Consider the following 19347-nt stretch of genomic DNA (forward strand, 5'->3'; position numbering starts at 1 on the left):
GGCGAATTCTACTTGAGCAGGCGGCGCCGGGTCAGGCGCAGGGCGATGGCGAAGGCGACGGCGCTGGTCGCCAGCAGCACGCCGACGTGCAGCGCCGGGTCGGCCGGCCATTGCCCGGCGAGCAGCGGACGGATCAGCGCGACACCCTGGGCCAGCGGCAGCCAGCCGCCGACGGCGGCGAGCCACGGCGGTAGCTGGTCGGTCGGGAAGAAGACGCCGGAAATCAGCGTCATCGGCGTGATGAACAGCGTGAAGTAGTACATGAAGAAATCGTAGGACGGTGCCAGCGCGTTCCAGATCAGGCCGAGCGCGGCGAAAGCCAGCCCGGTGAGGACGATGGCCGGCAGGATGAGAAGCGCCAGCGGCCCGTGGGTGAGGCCCATGACGGTGACGACGACGAGGATGGCGCAGCCGGAGAAGAAGGATTTGGTCGCCGCCCAGAACAGTTCGCCGGCGACGACGTCGGTCAGGCCGAGCGGCGTGTTGAGGATGGCGTCCCAGGTCTTCTGCACGTGCATGCGTGAGAACGACGAATAGAGCGCTTCGAAGGTGGCGGCGTTCATCGTCGAGGCGCCGATCGTGCCGGCGGCGAGGAAGGCGATGTAGGGCTGGCCGCCGATTTCCGGCAGCATGGCGCCCAGGCCGTAGCCGAGGCCGAGCATGTAGATCAGCGGATCGGCCAGGTTGCCGAGGATGGAAGGCAGCGCGAGCTTGCGCCAGACCAGGAAGTTGCGCTGCCAGACGGGGAACCAGCCGGTGACGGCGAGGGAGGATGCAGACATGGTGCGGGCCGGGAGGGCGGAATGCGCATTCTACCGCGCCGCGCGGCAAACTTTTCGCGCTTGCCGCGGTCATCGCCTATGATGCATTTTCACGCCGCGCGGGAGAAGACGATGCCATTGCCAACTCATCCGAAAGCTGTCCTGATCGACCTGGCCGGCGTCATGCATACCGGCGACGCTGCCCTGCCTGGCGCTGTGGCGGCACTGGCCAGGCTGCGCGGCAGCGGTCTGGCGCTGCGTTTCCTGACCAATACCACGCGCACGCCGGGCAGCGTGCTGTTCACCAAGCTGTGCCGGATGGGTTTCACGCTCGCCGCCGGCGAGATTCAGACCGCCGCGCTGGCCGCCCGCACCCTGGTTCGCGAGCGTGGCCTGCGCCCGCACTGGATGGTGCATCCGAACATCGCCGAGGAGATGGGCGCCAGTCACCCCGAGCCGGACGTTGTCGTTCTCGGCGACATGGGAGAACACTTCAGCTATGCCGGTCTCAACCATGCCTTCCGCCTGCTGATGCAGGGCGTGCCGCTGCTGGCGATGGCGCGCAACCGCTATTTCATGGAGCCGGACGGGCTGGCACTGGACATGGGCGCCTTCGTCGCCGGGCTGGAATATTCGGCCGGCGTCCGCGCCGAGGTTGTCGGCAAGCCGGCGCCGGCCTTCTTTGCCGCGGCGCTCGCCGAGCTTGGCGTCAGCGCCGGCTACGCGGTGCTGATCGGCGACGATCTCGCCGACGACATCGGCGGCGCGCAGGACTCGGGTATTGCCGCCATCCTGGTGCGCAGCGGCAAATTTCGTCCGGGCGACGAGACGCATCCGGAAATCCGCCCGGCGCTGATCGTTGACGATTTTGCGGCGGCGGTCGAGGTGCTGATCGGCTAATCGCGCAGTTCGCGGCCGGTCAGCTTGATGAAGACGTCTTCCAGATTGGCGGCGCGGTGCAGATAGCGCAGGCCGTCGGCGGTGGCCAGTGCGGCGAGCAGCGGCTGGGCGTCGCGGCAGTAGAAGAAGGCGGTCTCGCCGCTGGCCTCGACGCGTTCGGCGTGCTGGCGGTGGGCGTCTACGAAGGCCGGCAGTTTGCCGGCGGCCTCGTCGAAGACCTCGATCACCTGTGGTTCGATGTGCGTGGCGATCAGTTCGCGCGGGCTGCCTTCGGCGATCTTGCGCCCGTGGTCGATGACGATCAGGCGGTCGCACAGGCGCTCCGCCTCGTCCATGAAATGGGTGGTCAGGATCAGCGTCTTGCCGGCCGATTTCAGTTGCTTGAGGCGTTCCCAGATCAGGTGACGGGCCTGCGGGTCGAGACCGGTGGTCGGCTCGTCGAGGAAGACGATGTCGGGGTCGGCGACCAGCGCCCGGGCCAGGGTCAGGCGCCGTTTCATGCCGCCGGACAAGGTGGCGATTTTCGCGTCGGCCTTGTTCGCCAGGCTGGCGAAATCGAGCAGCGTCGGGATGCGGGCACGTACCTCGGCATCCTTGAGCCCGAAATAGCGGCCGAAGACGCGCAGGTTTTCGGCGCAGGTGAAGTCCGGGTCGAGGTTGTCGAACTGCGGCACGACGCCGACTTTGGCCCTTGCCTGCTGCGCTTCGGCTGGAATCGGCCGGCCGGCCAGGGTGATCGTGCCGCCGTCCGGCGCGGTCAGGCCGAGGCAGAGGCGCAGCGTCGTCGTCTTGCCGGCACCGTTGGGGCCGAGCAGGCCGAAGCAGGTGCCGGGTTCGACGGCGAACGACAGCCCGGCGACGACCTCGTTGTCGCCGTAGCGTTTGCGCAGTCCGGAAACGTTTAGTGCCGCCATGCGCGGGTGACGATGTCGCGGATCTGGTGCAGCCGCCGGTGGAAGAAATGGTCGGCGCCGGGGACGACGACCACCGGCAGGTCGAGCGGCTGCGCCCAGGCGAAGACGTTGGCCAGCGGCACCGTCTCGTCGTTTGATCCGTGGATGACGATGCTGTCGTGCGGTACCGCTTCGGTGTCGTACTGGCGCGTGCCTTCGACGTAGCCGGCAGCGGTGCCGACCAGGACCAGGCGCTGCGCCGGGTGACCGCTTTCCTCCAGGCGCCTGGCGACGCGCGTCTGGCAGTAGGCACCGAACGAGAAGCCGGCCAGGGCGACCGGGATGTCGCCGCAACGCAGCTTGGCGTCGTGCAGTACGGCGAGCAGGTCGTCGGTCTCTCCCCTGCCCTCGTCGTGCACGCCTTGCGTGCCGCCGACGCCACGGAAGTTCGGACGGAAGGCGGCGTAACCCAGGCTGACGAAAGTCTTGGCCAGCGTGTAGGCGACCTTGTTGGTGTTGGCGCCGCCGCCGATCGGGTGTGGATGCGCGATCAACGCGATGCCGCGCGGCGCGTCCGGGCGTTCCATGATGATTTCGATGTTGCCGGCCGGGCCGGCAACGTTGATCTTTTCTTCGGGGGCTCTCATAGCTTCAGGCGTTCGACGACGCGTCCGTTGATCAGGTGTTCCTGGATGATTTCCTCGACGTCCTCGTTATCGACGAAGCCGTACCAGGTCTCTTCGGGATAGACGACCATCACCGGTCCCTGGTCGCAACGGCCGAGACAGCCGGCCTTGTTGATGCGCACGGCGCCGGGGCCGTTCTTCTTCAGTGCGCCGATGCGGTCCTTGGCGTAGGCGAAAGCCGCGCTGCCGCCGACGTTGTTGCAGCAGGCCTCGCCGTTTTCGCGCTGGTTGGTGCAGATGAATACGTGGTGCTGGAAATAGCTCATTGGGGGAAACCTCCTTGTTGTTGGATTATAAAGAGCGGCGCCGGTTTCACATGGAACGACCCGTTCCGTTGCGCATGGCCAGCAACAGGAAGGGAAGCGTCAGGATGGGCCAGGAGCTTGCCACCAACCGGGTCAGTCCGTTGAAATTCAGGAAGTGGCCCTGGCGCCAGGCGGCGAGAGCGGCTTCGGAATACGGGTTGGCCGGCGCCGTGTTGACCAGCAGCGTGCCCGCCAGCAAGGCGACGACGGCCAGCGGCAGGCTGAACCTGGGCGGCAGCCACAAGCTCACGGCCAGGCTGGCGGCGGCGATCAGCAGGCCCTGGCGGGCGCCCGGGGTGAGCCAGGCCATGGCTTCTTCCGGGCCGATCAGAATGGCTGCGCCGAGCATGCGGACGACCAGGCCGCAGAGCAGGAACAACGGTACCAGCAGGTAGGCGGTCGATGCCCGGGCCAGCAAGCGGCGCAGGATCAGGCCGACGGCCAGCGCGTTGCAGGCGACGACACCGGTTTCGACGATGGTGTGGTGATCCGCTGAAAACGGCAGCAGCGGCTCGAAAGCGAACCACTGGCGTAGATCGCCGGCGCCGAACAGCAGGGTTTCCGGCGACAGCGGCACCATCAGCCAGAGACCGAGCAGGGTCAGTCCGAGTTCGCCGTGTGCCGCCGGCGCCAGCAGGCGGTGGGCGGCAGCATCGAGGCGGGCGAAAACCTTCGGACCGACATGATGCGCCCAGATCGCGCCGCACAGGCTACCCAGCGTGTTGCAGGCGAGGTCGAGGTTCGACGGAATGCGGCTGGGCAGCCAGTTCTGCAGCGTTTCGAGGCCAAGGCTGAGCATGCCGCCCAAGAGCACGGCGCAGCAGACCGCGGTAAAGCGGCCGGGCAGACGGTACAGCGCCAGGGCGACGAAGAAACCGAGCGGCAGGTATACCGCGACGTTGGCGGCGAGATCGAAGACCGTCCAGTAACGCGGCCAGTCGCCTTCGAGGAAGATCCACGGCGAAACGCCGTTGTCCCGCCAGCCGGCAAAGGGATGCAGGCTGCCATAAACAATCAGCCCGCACCAGGCGAGTGCCAGGTAGCGGGCGAGGATGAGCGGTCGTCGGCCATGTTGGAACATGGCTGAATTCTAGGCGCAGTCGGGGATTACGTCAGCCTTGCGTGGTTTTCTCGAGGCCTGGACGGGAACCGAGCCAGGCGCCGAGCAACATGCCGATGGTACTGGCGATCAGTCCGTACAGTTGCGGCTCGATGTCGCCTTCCGGAACGAAGATTTCCAGGAACAGCCAGGTACCGATGCCGAGAACGATCGCCAGGCCGGCGCCGAGGTTGTTGGCCCGCTTCCAGAAGAGGCCGGCGAACAGCGGGACGAAGGCGCCGGACAGGGTGATCCGGTAAGCGCTTTCGACCATGTGGTGGATGGTGGCGTTGGACGAAATGGCGTAGGTGGCGACCATGCCGGTGAACACGATGACGGCGGCACGCGTGGCGAGCAGCAGTTGGCGGTCGGTCATCTGCGGGTAGTGGCCGCGCAGGATGTTTTCGGAGAAGGTGACGGCCGGTGCCAGCAGCGTGCCGGAAGCAGTACTCATGATCACCGAGAGCAAGGCGCCGAAGAAGATGATCTGGGCGCCGATCGGCATGTACTGGATGATCAGTTGCGGCAGAATCAGTTGCGAATCCTCGGCCATCAGCCGCGTCACCAGTGCCGGATCGATCAGCGTCGCCGAATAGGCAAGGAAGAGCGGGACAGCGGCGAACAGGAAATAGGACGCACCGCCCAGCGTGGTGCCCCAGACCGCGACCCATTCGTTCTTCGACGCGTTGACCCGCTGGAAGACGTCCTGCTGCGGGATCGAGCCGAGCGCCATGGTGAGCAGCGCGGCGATCCAGGAGACGATGTCGAGCAGGTCGGCGCTGGGCAGGAAATTCAACTTGCCGTCGGCCGCCGCCTTGCCGACGACGGCCGAAAAACCGCCGGCCATGTCGCCGGCCAGCCAGGTGACGTAAAGCAGGCCGAGGACGATGACGATCATCTGCACGAAGGTGGTCATCGCCACCGACCACATGCCGCCGAACAGCGTGTACAGCAGGACGACGCCGGCGCCGATCAGGGTGCCCTGGGTGAGCGAGATGCCACCGTCGCTGAGGACGTTGAAGACCAGGCCGAGGGCAGCCATCTGGGCGCCAACCCAGCCGAGGTAGGAAATGATGATGGCCGTCGATAGCGCGACTTCGACCTTGCGGTTGAAGCGGACCCGGAAGAAGTCGCCGAGGGTCAGCAGGTTCAGGCGGTAAAGCCGTTTGGCGAAGATCAGGCCGAACAGCATCAGGCAGATCGAGGCGCCGAGCGGGTCGGAAATCAGGCCGCGGAATCCTTCGTCGATGAAGGTCGCGGAAATGCCGAGTACGGTTTCGGCACCAAACCAGGTGGCGAAGACCATCGCCAGCACGATGGGAAACGGCAGGTTGCGGCCGGCGACGATGTAGTCGCGGGCATTGTGTACCCGGGTTGCGGCGTAGAGGCCGATGCCGATGGAAACGGCGAGATAGATGACGACGAACCAGATCAGCATGATGGCGGGTCGACTACGGCAAGGGGTTGAAAATGCGCGGAATTATAAGGTTATTGCGGCTTTTTCCAGCGCGATAAATGGCGCCGGGCAGCGAAAATTTGCCGGTCGCCCATCCGCCGGGTGCGGGAAGGCAATTTCTGCCGCGTGCAGCAGCAGTCGTGCCGCCCGGTTGGCGGCTGCGCCGGCGTACAGATCGTCGCCGAGGATGGGGTGGCCGAGCGCCGCCAGATGGACGCGCAACTGGTGCGAGCGGCCGGTCACCGGCTCCAGTTCGACGACCGTTGCGTCCAGCGCCGGGTTGCGGGCAATGACCCGGAAACGCGTCAGCGACGGCTTGCCCATTTCGTGGCTGACCATTTGCCGGGGTCGGTTCGGCCAGTCGCAGATCAGCGGCAGGTCGATTTCGCCCGCATCGTCGGCGATCAGGCCGGCGACGGCGGCGACGTAGCGCTTGTCCACCGCCCGCTCGCGGAACAGGCGGTACATCTCGCGCTGCACCGCTTCACCGCGGGCGACGACGAGGAGGCCGGAAGTGGACATGTCGAGGCGGTGGGCGATCATCGCCTCAGGCCAGTTGCGTTGCAGGCGGCTGATCACGCAGTCCTGCTTGTCGGCGCCGCGACCGGGCACGGAAAGCAGTCCGCTCGGCTTGTCGACGACCAGCAACTGGTCGTCGACATGGAGGACGACGGGATCTTCGGTGGGTGGGCAGTAAGCCTGCATGTTCAGGAACGGCGGTCCGGGATGCTGCAGCGGGCGTCGCGGAACGGCCCACCGCCATAAGTCCAGCCGCTACCAGGCGAGGTCTGCAGGCAGACTGTCGTCCCGTCGATCTTGCTGAACCAGCGGTGCCAGCTTGCCGGACGAGCCTGGGCGGCGAGAATGGAAAGACCGAGCAAGGTCGGGATCAGGTAGCGGAGAAGACGATATTTCATGATCGATATACTGTATAGTTGTACAGTAAATACTGTCCGTCAGGCAGGGGCGCAAAGCATACACCCCTGAGTGTGGCATTCGGCAGCGAATCGATTTGCCATTGGCATGTTCGCTGCCGATGGCGCATCATGATGCAGCCAGCAATTTTTGTTCCATCCCTGGCCCCTGTGCCATAATCCGCTCAACGTTTCGAGGTAAGAACATGGACGACAACAAGGCAAAGGCGCTCGCCGCAGCGCTGCAACAAATCGAAAAGCAGTTCGGCAAGGGCTCCATCATGAAGATGGGCGATGCCGAGATCGACGAAGGCATTCAGGTCGTGTCGACCGGCTCGCTCGGGCTCGATCTGGCGCTCGGCGTCGGTGGTCTGCCGCGCGGTCGTGTCGTCGAGATCTACGGTCCGGAGTCGTCGGGCAAAACCACGCTCTGTCTGCAGGTCGTCGCCGAGATGCAGAAGCTGGGCGGCGTTGCTGCCTTCATCGATGCCGAACATGCCCTCGATCCGCAATACGCGCAGAAGCTCGGCGTCAATGTCGGCGACCTGTTGATTTCGCAGCCGGACACCGGTGAGCAGGCGCTGGAGATCGCCGACATGCTGGTACGCTCCGGTTCGGTTGACATCATCGTCATCGACTCGGTCGCCGCCCTCACCCCGCGCGCCGAAATCGAAGGCGAGATGGGCGACCAGATGGTCGGCCTGCATGCCCGACTGATGTCGCAGGCGCTGCGCAAGCTGACCGCCAACATCAAGAAAACCAATACCCTGGTCATCTTCATCAACCAGATCCGGATGAAGATCGGCGTCATGTTCGGCTCGCCGGAAACCACCACCGGCGGCAACGCGCTCAAGTTCTACGCCTCGGTGCGCATGGACATCCGTCGCATCGGCGGGATCAAGAAGGGCGACGAGGTGATCGGCAACGAGACCAAGGTCAAGGTGGTCAAGAACAAGGTGTCGCCCCCGTTCCGCGAAGCCATCTTCGACATCCTCTACGGCGAGGGCATTTCCCGCGAGGGCGAGATCGTCGAGATGGGCGTCGCCCACAAGCTGATCGACAAGTCCGGCGCCTGGTATGCCTATCAGGGCGAGAAGATCGGTCAGGGCAAGGACAATGCGCGCGAGTTCCTGCGCAGCCATCCGGAAACCGCCCGCGAAATCGAGGCCAAGATCCGCGAGGCCGCCGCCGCCAAGGTGCTCAAGCCGACCCGTTCCGCCGCTGGAGATGACTGAACTGCGCAATCGCGCCCTGCAACTTCTGGCCCGGCGGGAGCACAGCCGGGCCGAACTGCATGCCCGACTGGCCACCCAGGCCGAGTCCGGCGAGGCGCTGCTGGCGGTGCTCGATGCCCTGGAGCAGCAGGGGCTGCTGTCCGACGATCGCTATGCCAGGCAACGCGTGGTCGCCCATGCCGGGCGCTACGGCAATGCCCGTCTGCGGCAGGAACTGAAGCAGCGCGGTATCGGCGAGAGCGAGATCGAAGCGGCGCTGCCGGAAGCGGGCGATGAAGTAGAGCGCTGCCGGGCAATCTGGGCCAGGAAGTTCGGTCAGCCGCCGGAAACACCGGAAGCGCGTGCAAAACAGACGCGTTTCCTGCAGTATCGCGGCTTTTCCCATGAAGCGATCCGCCATGTCCTGCGTGGAGTCGAAGACGAATGAGCCTGCCGTCAGCCACCCTGTCCGCCCATAACCTCAAGAAGCGCTACAAGGCGCGGACCGTCGTCGAGGATGTTTCCTTCGAAGTCAGGTCAGGTGAGGTGGTCGGTCTGCTTGGCCCGAACGGCGCCGGCAAGACTACCTGCTTCTACATGGTCGTCGGGCTGGTGGTCGCCGACGGCGGCGAGGTCTATATCGACGAGGAGCGCCTGACGCATCAGGCGATGCATGCCCGCGCTAGGCTCGGGCTCTCCTATCTGCCACAGGAAGCGTCGGTGTTCCGCAAGTTGAACGTCGAGGAAAACATCCAGGCGGTGCTCGAACTGCAGAAGCTGTCGCCCACCGAGATCGCTGCCCGTCTTGAGGAGTTGTTGAGCGAACTGCACATCGGCCATGTCCGCCACGTCAATGCGGCGGCGCTTTCCGGCGGCGAGCGGCGGCGCGTCGAGATTGCCCGGGCGCTGGCGACCAACCCGCGCTTCATTCTGCTCGACGAACCCTTTGCCGGTGTCGACCCGATCGCCGTGCTGGAAATCCAGAAAATCATCCGTTTCCTCAAGGAACGCGGCATCGGCGTCCTGATTACCGACCATAATGTTCGCGAGACCCTCGGCATCTGCGATCACGCGGTGATCATCAATGCCGGCCATGTCCTGGCTTCTGGACGGCCGGAAGAAATTGTCGACAACGAAAGCGTGCGCAAGGTATATCTGGGTGAACATTTCCGGCTTTGACCTCTTCGTGACCAGACCATTTCCGCAATGAAACCGGCTCTCCAGCTCAAACTCTCGCAACATCTCGCCCTGACGCCGCAACTGCAGCAGTCGATCAAGCTGCTGCAACTGTCGACGGTCGAGATGCAGCAGGAGATCGAACGCTACCTGCTGGAAAATCCGATGCTGGAGCGTGACGACGACGGCCCGACGGAATCGTACGCGGCCGCCCAGCAATTCGATTCACCGGACAAGACGAGCCAGACGGATAACACTGCTGCGCCGGAAAGCCGCGAGGACGTCCAGGGCGAGCCGCCGATGACGCCTGACGACGTCGACGACGACCGCTGGTCGAGCGATGCCGGCACCTTTACCGGCGCCGGGCGCGACGAGGACGACGATACCGACCCGCAGGACAGTCACGCGGCCAATGTCAGCTTGCGCGAGCATCTCGGCTGGCAACTGGGGATGACCCAGATGTCGGAACGCGATCGCAGTCTGGTCCGTTTCCTGATTGAGGCGCTCGACGACGACGGTTACCTGGCGACGCCGCTCGAGGAACTCTGGGAAACGCTGCCCGCCGAGTACGAAGTCGAACTCGAAGAACTCGACATCGCCCTGCGCCACATCCAGAACTTCGATCCGACCGGTGTTGGCGCCCGCGATCTGCGCGAGTGTCTGCTGCTGCAGCTCAAGGTCGAGGAAGATTGCGCCGAGCGGACGCTGGCCATGGCCATCGCCGACAAGCACCTGGAACTCCTGGCTGCCCGTGACTTTGCGCGGATCCGCCGGCTCACCGGTTGCGACGACGAAATCCTCAAGGGCGCCCACGAGCTGATCACCAGCCTCAATCCGCGGCCGGCTGCCGGCTATTCGCAGATTGAAGCCCGTTACATCACGCCCGATGTCATCGTCAAGAAACTCAAGGGCAAGTGGACGGCCTACATCAACCCCGATGCCTACCCTCGCCTGCGTATCAACCGTTTGTACGCGGAAATCCTCGCCAAGCAGCGGCGCGGCAACGGCAACCTGAGCGGCCAGCTGCAGGAAGCGCGCTGGCTGATCAAGAACGTCCAGCAGCGTTTCGAGACCATCCACCGCGTCACCCAGGCCATCGTCGACCGCCAGCGCCAGTTCTTCGAGCACGGCGAAGTCGCGATGCGGCCGCTGGTCCTGCGCGAGATCGCCGACCTGCTCGGTCTCCACGAATCGACCATTTCACGCGTCACGAGCCAGAAGTACATGGCGACGCCGCGGGGAATTTTCGAGCTCAAATACTTCTTTGGCAGCCACGTATCCACCGATACTGGCGGTGCCTGTTCTGCCACCGCCATCCGTGCCCTGATCAAGCAATTGATTTCGGCCGAGGATGGCAAGAAGCCCTTGTCGGATAGTCAATTATCCGAAATACTAGGCCAGCAGGGAATCGTCGTTGCCCGACGCACGGTCGCCAAATACCGCGAATCGTTGAACATCCCGCCGGTCAATTTACGAAAGACCCTGTAGAGAGAGGAGAAAAAATGAATCTGCAAATCAGCGGTCATCACATTGAAGTCACCCCGGCGCTGCGCGAATACGTCGAGAACAAGCTGGAACCCGTCCTGCGTCACTTCGACAAGGTTACCGGCGTCAGCGTCGTGCTCTCGGTTGAAAAGCTCAAGCAGCAGGCGGAAGTCACCCTGCACGTGCCGGGCAAGGATATCCATGTCGAGGAAGCCGGCGACGATCTCTACGCGGCGATCGATGCGATGTTCGACAAGCTCGACCGTCAGGTCCAGAAATACAAGCAGAAGGTGCAGGATCACCACCGTGGTGAAAAGCCGTCGCAGCACCTAGAAGGCGAATAAGCCGGCCCTGACCGCAGTCGTTTCCGGCTGCGGTCTCTTTGCTTCAACACTCTCCCATGAACCCCTTAGACAACATTCTGACTGCCGACCAGGTCCTGCTTGATTTGGATGCGAGCAGCAAGAAACGTGTTTTCGAACAGGCCGGGATGCTTTTCGAAAGTCGTCTCGGCATGGCCCGTACGCAGATTTTCGACAGCCTGTTTGCCCGTGAGAAGCTGGGCTCCACCGGCCTCGGCCAGGGTATCGCGATCCCGCACGGCCGCATCAAGGGCCTGAAACAGGCGGCTGGTGCGCTGATCCGGCTGGCCACGCCGATTCCCTTCGACTCGCCGGACGGCCGACCGGTAACCCTGCTTTTCGTCCTGCTGGTACCGGAACAGGCGACCGAGGAACATCTGCAGATCCTGTCCGAGCTGGCGCAACGCTTCTCCGATCGCGCTTTCCGCGAAGCCCTGCTGGCAGCTCCCGACGTAGCGACCGTTCTCTCCCTGTTCAAGAAATCCTGATTCCGCGCCGTGCGCCACATCAGCCTTGAGCAGCTATATCAGGACAACCGCGAGCAGTTGCTGTTCAACTGGGTGGTCGGTCAGCGCGCCGACCGCCGGGTCGAACTGAAGGCGGCCAGCAATTACGGCGCCGACGTCGTCGGGCACATCAACATCATCCACCCGGAACGCCTGCAGGTCATGGGGCAGGCCGAGTACGACTGGGCGATGCGCATCGGCGAACGCCGTTTCGGCCAGTTGTTCAGTGACCTGCTGTCGGCCAGGACGCCGGCGATGATCGTCGCCGACGGACTCAAGCCGCCTGATTTCGTGCTCGAAGCCTGTCGCCTGGCCGATGTGCCGTTGATCCTCTCGCCCAAGCACTGTTCGGCTGTCATCGATCACCTGCGCATCTATCTTTCCGCCCGCCTCGCCGACACGGTCAGCCTGCACGGTGTGTTCATGGACGTGCTCGGCATGGGCGTGCTGATCACCGGCGATTCCGGGGTCGGCAAGTCGGAACTGGCGCTCGAACTGATTTCCCGCGGCCATGGCCTGGTGGCCGACGATGTCGTGGAAATGGCGCGCATTGCACCGACCACGATCGAGGGCCGCTGCCCGGGCATGTTGCGCGATTTTCTCGAGGTACGTGGGCTTGGGCTGCTCAACATCCGGACCATCTTCGGTGAAACGGCGTCGCGCCGGAAAATGAAGCTGAAGCTGATCGTCCATCTGCAGCGGACGATCGCTGCCGAAGATGCGCCACGCTTGCCGCTCGATGCCCAGACTCAGGAAGTGCTGGGCGTTCCGGTGCGCAAGGTGGTGATTCCCGTCGCCGCCGGGCGCAACCTGGCGGTACTTCTGGAAGCGGCGGTACGCAACACCATCCTGCAGTATCGCGGGATCGATTCGATGCAGGATTTCATTGACCGGCAGAGCCGGGTGATGAACGACGAAACGCTTTGAAAAGCGGCGTTGCCGCGCTGCTTACAGGTGTTCGAATTCGATGCGCTCGGCGGCCGTATCGTTGGCCGAACTGCCGAAGCAGATGATGCCTCTGCCGTCGAGCAGGGCCTCGTGCTTACGCACCATGATTTCCCGCCTGCCCTGCAGGGTCAGGAAGCTGCCGTTGGTGCTGGTGTCGACCAGATAATACCCGTCGTCACGGCGCTCGATTCGGGCATGCAGGCGGGAGACGCGACGGTTCTCCACCAGCAGCTTGCATGAGGGGTCGCGTCCCAGGCTGATCACCGGCGCTTTCGAATCGATCAGGTAAGCCTGTCCCCGGTAACGCAGACAGAGTCGTTCGGCGATCCGCGGTGCATTTTGCGGCCCGAACATCGAATGATGCTGCGGCGTGGCGACGGTTTTTGCCGGCCAGTTGATCTCGAAGACCAGTAACTTGTTGTCCGCTTCGGAGAGGTCGCTGACATCCGGGCGCACTTGCGTGGTGATGACGCTGCTCGGCGGCAGCGCAGCAACAATCGCGCCGCTGCACAGAATTTGATCGCCCCGGGCGTGTCCGCCGATACGCATCAGGTTGGCGAGAGTTTCGGGTTGTGTCGCCTGATTCGCATCGTTGCCCTTGTCGTGCAGGGCAACGCGAATGCTCAGTTTGTGACCGGAAACCGGGGGCAGATCGGCGATCCGCTGATGCATGTCGACCGCCGCGTGGCAGGCGTCTTCCGGAGTTGGAAAGGAAACCAGGATTTCATCGCCCACCTGCTGCAGCAACTGGCCATCGTAAGCTTCGATGGCACGCTGCATGCGCTTGATGCAGCGGTCGATGGCACGTTCCGCTTCCTGTTCGTCCAGTCGCTGATGGAGCGAAGCGCTGCCGGTGATATCGGCGACCATGATGACGGGGATCGGGCGCTGCGCGTTCATAGCTGGACTGGATGGAAAGGACGTCCGATTATATGACGGACTGCATTTCGTGGCATCAGGCGAGCGGGGAAATTGGAATCGCGCCGCTGAATTCCAGCGGTTCGGTGTCGAAGGCGATATCGCCCTCGTCGACCGGCGTATCCAGCGTCAGCCCGCTGAAATCGAACAGCGTGTTGTCGGCAAGATGCGACGGCACGACGTTCTGCATGGCGGTGAACACGGATTCGGTCCGTCCCGGGTAACGGCGGTCCCAATCCTGCATCATTTCCTTGATCTTCTGCCGTTGCAGGTTCTCCTGCGAGCCGCAGAGGTTGCAGGGAATGATGGGAAAAGCCATGCCGCGGGCGAACTTGGCAATATCGCTCTCACTGCAGTAAGCCAGCGGCCGGATCACGACATGGGCCTTGTCGTCGGTGACCAGTTTCGGCGGCATCGCCTTCATCTTGCCGCCAAACAGCATGTTCAGGAACAGGGTGTGGACCATGTCGTCACGGTGGTGACCTAACGCGATCTTGTTGGCGCCGAGTTCCTTGGCGGTGCGGTAGATGATGCCGCGACGCAGTCGCGAGCACAGCGAGCAGGTGGTCTTTCCCTCGGGGATCTTGTCCTTGACGATCGAATAGGTATCGGCCTCGATGATGCGGTGCTCGATACCGATCGAATCGAAGTAAGCCGGCAGGACATCGGCCGGAAATCCGGGCTGCTTCTGGTCGAGGTTCATGGCGATCAGGCGGAATTTAACCGGCGCCCGCTTCTGCAGCGCCATCAGCATGGCGAGCAGGGTGTAGGAATCCTTGCCGCCGGAGCAACAGACCAGGACGGTATCCCCGTCGGCGATCATGTTGTAGTCCATGATCGCCTTGCCAGTGCGACCTTCGAGGAATTTGCGGAGTTTTTGCAGGTTGGCGGAGACGGGAGTATCCATGATCGGCGGTCTTTGCTCGTTGGAGTGGCGGTCGTTGCGGCCGCAAGTTTACACGGATCGCCCGTGAACGCGTCGCCGGCCGTTAGAATGCCGCTATTTGCCCGCCCATGAGCCAGCTTCCCGCGCCCTCTCCGGAGGCGCTCGCACACAGCGCCCGTCTGCAAGCCGAAATCTGCCGCGCCATCGATCAGCAAGGTGGCTGGCTGTCGTTCGCGGATTTCATGGAAATGCTGCTCTATGCGCCGGGGCTCGGCTATTACACGGCGGGCGCGCGCAAGTTTGGCAGTGCCGGCGACTTCGTCACCGCGCCGGAGATGACTTCTTTGTTCGGTGAGGCGCTGGCGCGGCAGCTTGCACAAGTCATGGCGCTTTCCGTGCCGCAGGTGCTTGAAGTCGGCGCCGGTTCCGGGCGGTTGGCGGCCGATCTTCTGTTGGCGCTGGAGGGCCTCGGGCAATTGCCGGAGCGCTACGCGATCCTCGATCTCTCCGCCGATCTGCGCCAGCGGCAGCAGGAGACGCTGGCCCGGGCGGCGCCACATCTGCTGGCCCGGGTCGAATGGCTGGATCGCCTGCCCGACGAATTCAGCGGCGCCGTGCTGGCCAACGAATTGCTCGATGCCTTGCCGGCTCATCTGGTGCGCTGGAATGGCGACGAAATTCGCGAATGCGGCGTGGTCCGTGATGCCGACGGCGGTTTCATGTGGAACGAACGTGCTGCCGGCGGAGCCTTGCTCGCCGCTGCGCGCGAGATTGCCGACAGTTGCGAACTGGAACCCGGCTACCTGAGCGAAATCAGCCTCGCCGCGCGTGCCTGGGCAGCGGAATGGGGACACCGACTGGGTTGCGGCGCCCTGCTCCTGATCGACTATGGATTTCCCCGCCACGAGTACTACCACCCGCAACGCGGTGCCGGCACCCTGATGTGTCACTACCGGCACCACGCCCATGCCGATCCCTTCTACCTGCCTGGTTTGCAGGATGTGACGGTGCATGTCGATTTCACGGCGATCATCGCCGCCGCCCATGCTGCCGGACTCGATCTGCTGGGTTACGCGAGCCAGGGACAATTCCTCCTCAACTGCGGCATGCTCGACCTGCTGGCGGCAATTCCCCGTGATACGCCGGACTACGTCCGGGCCGCCTCCGCCGCCGGCAAATTGCTGATGCCGCACGAAATGGGCGAGTTGTTCAAGGTGATGGCGATTGGTCGCGGTATCGACGGCGGACTGCTGGGGTTTGCCCAGGGCGACCAGGGTCGCCGTTTGTAAGAAAGTGGTCTAAACTGGAAGCGCTTAACAGAAGCTAGCGGGAGCAGAATCATGGACACTTCGGGTATCGGCAGTTTCAATACGGCGATGAGCGCTGAGCAGACCAGCATGGCCGTGTCCACGGCCGTTCTGAAGAAGGCGATCGATATCGAGGAACAGAACTCGATGCAGTTGCTGCAGACTTTGCCGCCGACCTACAACAACCCAGCAAATCTCGGCACTCAGGTCGACGTCAAGGCTTGAGCGTTTCCAGCCAGTTCAGGATAAGCGCCGCACCTTTTGTCCAGTCTTTCTCGTGCGTGATCGCGTGACCCATGCCGCGCAGGATGTGGCATGGTTCGCCGTAGGTCTGGGCGGTGGATTGTGCGAGGAAGGCCGGCACGAGGGCGTCCATTTCGGCGCCAACAACGAGCATCGGCGCTTTCTGCATGCAGTAGAGGTTGGGAAGGTTGAACATCGACATGTCCCAGATTGCCCGCTGTGATTCGTTCTGCATTCGCCCCAGCCAGGTTTCGAGCATCTTTTCGTCGACTTCGCCGGCGAAGAGGGCTTCCTTCAGCGTATCGGTTTCGGTGTAGTTGCCGGCCAGGATGCGGTTGATTTCCAGGTAGAGTTGGGGCTTCTGCAGCAGCAGGTGAAACTGGGCGGCAATCAGGCCTTGCGGTGGGACCGAGCAGAGCAGCGCAACCGCCGGAGCGGCGTGATGTTCGAGATATTTCTGGACGACGAAACCACCCATCGAATGGCCTAGCAGCACCGGATCGATGGCGAGCGCTTCGATCACCATACGGACGTCGTCAACATAATCGGCCACCGACAGCCAGTTGATGCGGTCGTGACCGTCGCTGTCACCATGGCCGCGCAGCGACAGTGCGTGGCAAGGATAGCCGGCGGCCGCGAAATAAGGCATGTAGGTCTCGGTCCACATCCAGGCACCGGCAAACGCGCCGTGGATGAACAGCAGGTTGGGCCGGGAGGTCGGCGTGTCGGGGAGGCAGGAAAAGACTTCGAGTCCTGCGATATTCTGTTTTTTTATCATCGGTTTACCATGGGTTCATGGGGCGGCCAGGTTTGTCGGTCGCGGGGAGGTCGGGTTCATGCTGAAGTGGTTGTTGACGCTGGTGGTCGCGATATTCCTGCTCGGACTGGTGACGCCGCATCTGGCGCGCTTCATCCGTTTCGGGCAACTGCCCGGCGATATCGCGTTGCGCTGGCGGGGCAGGGTTTACCACTTCCCTTTTGTCAGCATCCTGCTCTTCTCATTGCTGCTCTGGCTGATCGGGCGCCTCCTCTAGGGTCTGGCGGACGGCGGCGATTCTGGCCTGGCGGATGCGCTCCGGGATGCTGCCCGGGTTCGGGCTAGCGGCGGCGATTTTTCCGGCGTCGATCGCGCTGACCGCGGCGAGTGCCTTATGCAGTCTGGCTGGCGCGGTGTACGGCCGGTCTTGCCAGCCGCCACGGCCGGTGTAGTCGCACAGGCAGGCATCGAGCAACTGGTCGAAACGGGTTGGGCGACGTAGCGCATCGCATTTTTCGAACAACTCGACGATGGTCGCCGCCCGCAGTTCGTCGGCGCGGTGGATGGCGCCGTGGTGCCGGGCCATCAACAACGCCAGGTCGCGACATTCACCGGGTACCCGCAGGCGTTCACCCAGCACCTGGCAGAGAGCGACGCTGCGGGTTTCGTGACCGATATGTCGAGGCAGGATGTCGGCCGGGGTCAGCGCCTTGCCGAGGTCGTGACAGAGCGCAGCGTAACGGACCGGCAATGGAAAATCGTGGCGGGCCGCCTGGTCTATGACCATCATGGTGTGGATGCCGGCGTCGATCTCCGGATGGTAGTCGGCGCGTTGCGGCACGCCGAACAGGGCTTCGAGCTCGGGCAGCAAGCGGGCGAGCGCGCCGCACTGGCGCAGCACCTCGAACATCCGCGACGGCTTGTCTTCCATCAGCCCCTTGGCCAACTCCTGCCAGACGCGTTCGGCGACCAGGTGATCGACTTCGCCGGCGGCGACCATCTCTCGCATCAGGGCGACGGTCTCGGGGGCCACCGAGAAATCGGTAAAACGCGCGGCAAACCGGGACAGGCGCAGGATGCGCACGGGATCTTCGGCGAAGGCCGGGCCAACGTGGCGCAGCACCCTGGCGGCGAGGTCGCCTTGGCCGTTGAATGGGTCGATCACCCTGCCCTCGGCATCGCGTGCCATCGCGTTGATGGTTAGATCGCGGCGAGCGAGGTCCTCTTCCAGCGTGACGTCGGGGGCAGTGTGGAAAGTGAAGCCGTGGTAGCCCGGGGCCGTCTTGCGCTCGGTCCGCGCCAGTGCGTATTCCTCGTGCGTTTCGGGGTGCAGGAAGACCGGGAAATCCTTGCCCACGGGCTTGAATCCCAGCGCCAACATGGCTGCCGGAGTGCTGCCGACGACCACGTGATCGCGGTCGTCGCTGGGCCGCCCGAGCAATTCGTCACGGACCGCGCCACCGACGACGTATTCCTGCACGGCCTTGTCGCCGACTCAGCGGCCAGCGCGGAAGCGGAAGCTGTCGAGCTTGCCCTTCGGCGTGTTGCGGGCGATGTAGGACGGCGCGATGGCTTCCAGGGCTGTCGGCTGCCAAGCAGCGGGCAGATGGCAATCGCCGGCGCAGACGCTGTCGACCTGCATCGAGCGCAGGTTGTCGGGCGACATCAACGGCTTCGGTGCCAGCCACATCAGGCCAGCTTGCAGGTAGGCCAGACCTTCCGGCAGGGCGATGATACGTGCCCGGCTGCCGGTGAGTCCGGCGGTGTAGTCGACCAGTTCGCGCAAGGTGTAGGCCTTGGGTCCGACCAGATCATAAGCCTGGCCGAAGGTCGAAGTATCTTCCAGGGAGTGGACGAAGGCGTCGGCGACATCGGCGGCCCAGACCGGCTGGAAGCGGGCGTGGCCGAAACCGAGCGGGAAAATGGGGGCGGCTTTCAGAACCTTGGCGAACATGTTCAGGAAACTGTCACCGAGACCGAAAATGACCGACGGGCGGAACACACTGACGTCGAGTTCGCCGGCCGCTGCCAGGACGATCGCTTCGCCGTCGCCCTTCGAGGCCAGGTATTCGGACGGAGCATCAGGGGCTGCCTTGAGCGCGCTCATGTGCACCAGGCGGCGGACGCCGGCCGCCTTGCAGGCGGCGACGATCTTCTTCGGCAATTCAACGTGAGCCCGGGCAAAATCGTCGCTATAGGGGAATTTGACGTCGCGGCTATGCAGGATGCCAACCAGATTGATCACCGCATCCTGACCCTGCGCCAGTGAAGTCAGCGTTTCCTGGCAATGGATGTCGGCTTCCGGCATTTCGACGCCGGGCTGCATGATCAGCGCCTTGGTCCGCTCGCGCCGCCGGGTCGGAACGGTGACCTGGATGCCGCGCTGGGACAGGCGGTTGACGATGTAGGTGCCGACAAAACCGCTGCCCCCCAGCAGCAAGACCTTCTTGATACTCATCTGGAACCCCGCGATATTTTTCTGAGAAGGCCGATTTTAAAGGTAAAGCCGTTCTCGCGGGGTACCGGAAGAT

The 19347-nt window shown here is 63.7% G+C and carries 24 protein-coding genes; 11 read left to right on the forward strand and 13 right to left on the reverse strand.

Annotation, left to right across the window (positions count from 1 at the left end; genetic code table 11):
- Positions 1 to 8: 8 nt before the first annotated feature.
- Positions 9 to 782 carry an ABC transporter permease gene (locus ACLIIZ_RS00860; protein ID WP_416690287.1) on the reverse strand — a complete coding sequence of 258 codons (774 nt, stop codon included), beginning with the start codon at positions 780 to 782 and terminating at the stop codon, positions 9 to 11.
- Positions 783 to 893: 111 nt separating this feature from the next.
- Here ACLIIZ_RS00860 and ACLIIZ_RS00865 point away from each other — a divergent pair, with 111 nt between their 5' ends.
- Complete coding sequence (locus ACLIIZ_RS00865) at positions 894 to 1661, forward strand: TIGR01458 family HAD-type hydrolase (RefSeq protein WP_416690289.1); 768 nt, start codon at positions 894 to 896, stop codon at positions 1659 to 1661.
- Here the strand turns inward: ACLIIZ_RS00865 and ACLIIZ_RS00870 are convergent.
- From ACLIIZ_RS00870 to ACLIIZ_RS00900, 7 genes are read right to left on the reverse strand one after another with little or no spacing between them, the layout of a single operon-like run.
- Positions 1658 to 2575 (reverse strand): ATP-binding cassette domain-containing protein, encoded by a 918-nt coding sequence (locus ACLIIZ_RS00870; protein ID WP_416690291.1) that lies wholly within the window; start codon positions 2573 to 2575, stop codon positions 1658 to 1660. The two genes, ACLIIZ_RS00865 and ACLIIZ_RS00870, sit on opposite strands and share 4 nt — an antisense overlap.
- Positions 2563 to 3201: an alpha/beta hydrolase gene (locus ACLIIZ_RS00875; protein WP_416690293.1), complete on the reverse strand. Its 639-nt coding sequence runs from the start codon at positions 3199 to 3201 to the stop codon at positions 2563 to 2565. The genes ACLIIZ_RS00870 and ACLIIZ_RS00875 overlap by 13 nt, the downstream gene beginning before the upstream one ends.
- Positions 3198 to 3506, reverse strand: a complete 309-nt coding sequence (locus ACLIIZ_RS00880; protein ID WP_416690295.1) for a (2Fe-2S) ferredoxin domain-containing protein — start codon at positions 3504 to 3506, stop codon at positions 3198 to 3200. Before ACLIIZ_RS00880 ends, ACLIIZ_RS00875 begins: the two co-directional genes overlap by 4 nt.
- Positions 3507 to 3552: 46 nt before the next feature.
- On the reverse strand, positions 3553 to 4626 hold the full coding sequence (locus ACLIIZ_RS00885) for a VanZ family protein (protein ID WP_416690296.1): 1074 nt from the start codon (positions 4624 to 4626) through the stop codon (positions 3553 to 3555).
- A 31-nt stretch (positions 4627 to 4657) separates the two neighbouring features.
- Positions 4658 to 6082 carry a high affinity choline transporter 1 gene (locus tag ACLIIZ_RS00890; RefSeq protein ID WP_416690298.1) on the reverse strand — a complete coding sequence of 475 codons (1425 nt, stop codon included), beginning with the start codon at positions 6080 to 6082 and terminating at the stop codon, positions 4658 to 4660.
- 42 nt (positions 6083 to 6124) lie between these two features.
- Positions 6125 to 6805: a pseudouridine synthase gene (locus tag ACLIIZ_RS00895; RefSeq protein WP_416690300.1), complete on the reverse strand. Its 681-nt coding sequence runs from the start codon at positions 6803 to 6805 to the stop codon at positions 6125 to 6127.
- A 2-nt stretch (positions 6806 to 6807) separates the two neighbouring features.
- Positions 6808 to 7017, reverse strand: a complete 210-nt coding sequence (locus ACLIIZ_RS00900) for a hypothetical protein (protein WP_416690302.1) — start codon at positions 7015 to 7017, stop codon at positions 6808 to 6810.
- A 203-nt stretch (positions 7018 to 7220) separates the two neighbouring features.
- Here ACLIIZ_RS00900 and recA point away from each other — a divergent pair, with 203 nt between their 5' ends.
- The 7 genes from recA to hprK are packed head-to-tail and all read left to right on the forward strand — an operon-like array spanning position 7221 to position 12684.
- Complete coding sequence (gene recA, locus ACLIIZ_RS00905) at positions 7221 to 8249, forward strand: recombinase RecA (protein ID WP_416690303.1); 1029 nt, start codon at positions 7221 to 7223, stop codon at positions 8247 to 8249.
- Positions 8242 to 8676, forward strand: coding sequence for a recombination regulator RecX (gene recX, locus ACLIIZ_RS00910; RefSeq protein WP_416690305.1), 435 nt, complete (start codon positions 8242 to 8244; stop codon positions 8674 to 8676). Before recA ends, recX begins: the two co-directional genes overlap by 8 nt.
- Positions 8673 to 9407, forward strand: coding sequence for an LPS export ABC transporter ATP-binding protein (gene lptB / locus ACLIIZ_RS00915; RefSeq protein WP_416690307.1), 735 nt, complete (start codon positions 8673 to 8675; stop codon positions 9405 to 9407). Before recX ends, lptB begins: the two co-directional genes overlap by 4 nt.
- Before the next feature lie 27 nt (positions 9408 to 9434).
- Positions 9435 to 10892 (forward strand): RNA polymerase factor sigma-54, encoded by a 1458-nt coding sequence (locus ACLIIZ_RS00920; protein ID WP_416690308.1) that lies wholly within the window; start codon positions 9435 to 9437, stop codon positions 10890 to 10892.
- Between the two features lie 14 nt (positions 10893 to 10906).
- The gene (hpf, locus tag ACLIIZ_RS00925) at positions 10907 to 11233 is read left to right on the forward strand and encodes a ribosome hibernation-promoting factor, HPF/YfiA family (protein WP_416690309.1); all 327 of its coding nucleotides are present in this window, start codon (positions 10907 to 10909) and stop codon (positions 11231 to 11233) included.
- Positions 11234 to 11289: 56 nt separating this feature from the next.
- The gene (gene ptsN, locus ACLIIZ_RS00930) at positions 11290 to 11739 is read left to right on the forward strand and encodes a PTS IIA-like nitrogen regulatory protein PtsN (protein WP_416690311.1); all 450 of its coding nucleotides are present in this window, start codon (positions 11290 to 11292) and stop codon (positions 11737 to 11739) included.
- Between the two features lie 9 nt (positions 11740 to 11748).
- The gene (hprK, locus tag ACLIIZ_RS00935) at positions 11749 to 12684 is read left to right on the forward strand and encodes an HPr(Ser) kinase/phosphatase (protein WP_416690312.1); all 936 of its coding nucleotides are present in this window, start codon (positions 11749 to 11751) and stop codon (positions 12682 to 12684) included.
- Between the two features lie 21 nt (positions 12685 to 12705).
- On the opposite strand, the gene ACLIIZ_RS00940 is transcribed toward hprK, so the two are convergent.
- Together ACLIIZ_RS00940 and ttcA are read right to left on the reverse strand one after the other, a co-directional pair.
- Positions 12706 to 13605: an FHA domain-containing protein gene (locus tag ACLIIZ_RS00940; RefSeq protein ID WP_416690313.1), complete on the reverse strand. Its 900-nt coding sequence runs from the start codon at positions 13603 to 13605 to the stop codon at positions 12706 to 12708.
- A 55-nt stretch (positions 13606 to 13660) separates the two neighbouring features.
- Positions 13661 to 14530 carry a tRNA 2-thiocytidine(32) synthetase TtcA gene (ttcA, locus tag ACLIIZ_RS00945; RefSeq protein WP_416690314.1) on the reverse strand — a complete coding sequence of 290 codons (870 nt, stop codon included), beginning with the start codon at positions 14528 to 14530 and terminating at the stop codon, positions 13661 to 13663.
- A gap of 107 nt (positions 14531 to 14637) precedes the next feature.
- On the opposite strand from ttcA, the gene ACLIIZ_RS00950 reads away from it, so the two are divergent.
- Both ACLIIZ_RS00950 and ACLIIZ_RS00955 read left to right on the forward strand, forming a co-directional pair.
- Positions 14638 to 15798 carry a class I SAM-dependent methyltransferase gene (locus ACLIIZ_RS00950; RefSeq protein ID WP_416690316.1) on the forward strand — a complete coding sequence of 387 codons (1161 nt, stop codon included), beginning with the start codon at positions 14638 to 14640 and terminating at the stop codon, positions 15796 to 15798.
- 51 nt (positions 15799 to 15849) lie between these two features.
- On the forward strand, positions 15850 to 16041 hold the full coding sequence (locus ACLIIZ_RS00955; RefSeq protein WP_416690318.1) for a YjfB family protein: 192 nt from the start codon (positions 15850 to 15852) through the stop codon (positions 16039 to 16041).
- On the opposite strand, the gene ACLIIZ_RS00960 is transcribed toward ACLIIZ_RS00955, so the two are convergent.
- Entirely contained in the window at positions 16031 to 16837 is an 807-nt protein-coding gene (locus ACLIIZ_RS00960; protein ID WP_416690319.1) for an alpha/beta hydrolase, read from the reverse strand. The genes ACLIIZ_RS00955 and ACLIIZ_RS00960 overlap by 11 nt on opposite strands.
- 58 nt (positions 16838 to 16895) lie before the next feature.
- Here ACLIIZ_RS00960 and ACLIIZ_RS00965 point away from each other — a divergent pair, with 58 nt between their 5' ends.
- Complete coding sequence (locus tag ACLIIZ_RS00965; protein WP_374325457.1) at positions 16896 to 17093, forward strand: DUF2905 domain-containing protein; 198 nt, start codon at positions 16896 to 16898, stop codon at positions 17091 to 17093.
- Here the strand turns inward: ACLIIZ_RS00965 and ACLIIZ_RS00970 are convergent.
- Both ACLIIZ_RS00970 and ACLIIZ_RS00975 read right to left on the reverse strand, forming a co-directional pair.
- Positions 17058 to 18296: a multifunctional CCA addition/repair protein gene (locus ACLIIZ_RS00970; protein WP_416690320.1), complete on the reverse strand. Its 1239-nt coding sequence runs from the start codon at positions 18294 to 18296 to the stop codon at positions 17058 to 17060. The two genes, ACLIIZ_RS00965 and ACLIIZ_RS00970, sit on opposite strands and share 36 nt — an antisense overlap.
- A gap of 15 nt (positions 18297 to 18311) precedes the next feature.
- The gene (locus tag ACLIIZ_RS00975; RefSeq protein WP_416690322.1) at positions 18312 to 19274 is read right to left on the reverse strand and encodes a complex I NDUFA9 subunit family protein; all 963 of its coding nucleotides are present in this window, start codon (positions 19272 to 19274) and stop codon (positions 18312 to 18314) included.
- Between the last annotated feature and the right edge of the window lie 73 nt (positions 19275 to 19347).

The sequence above is a fragment of the Azonexus caeni genome, assembly GCF_048146105.1.
Classification (GTDB): domain Bacteria; phylum Pseudomonadota; class Gammaproteobacteria; order Burkholderiales; family Rhodocyclaceae; genus Azonexus; species Azonexus aromaticus_B.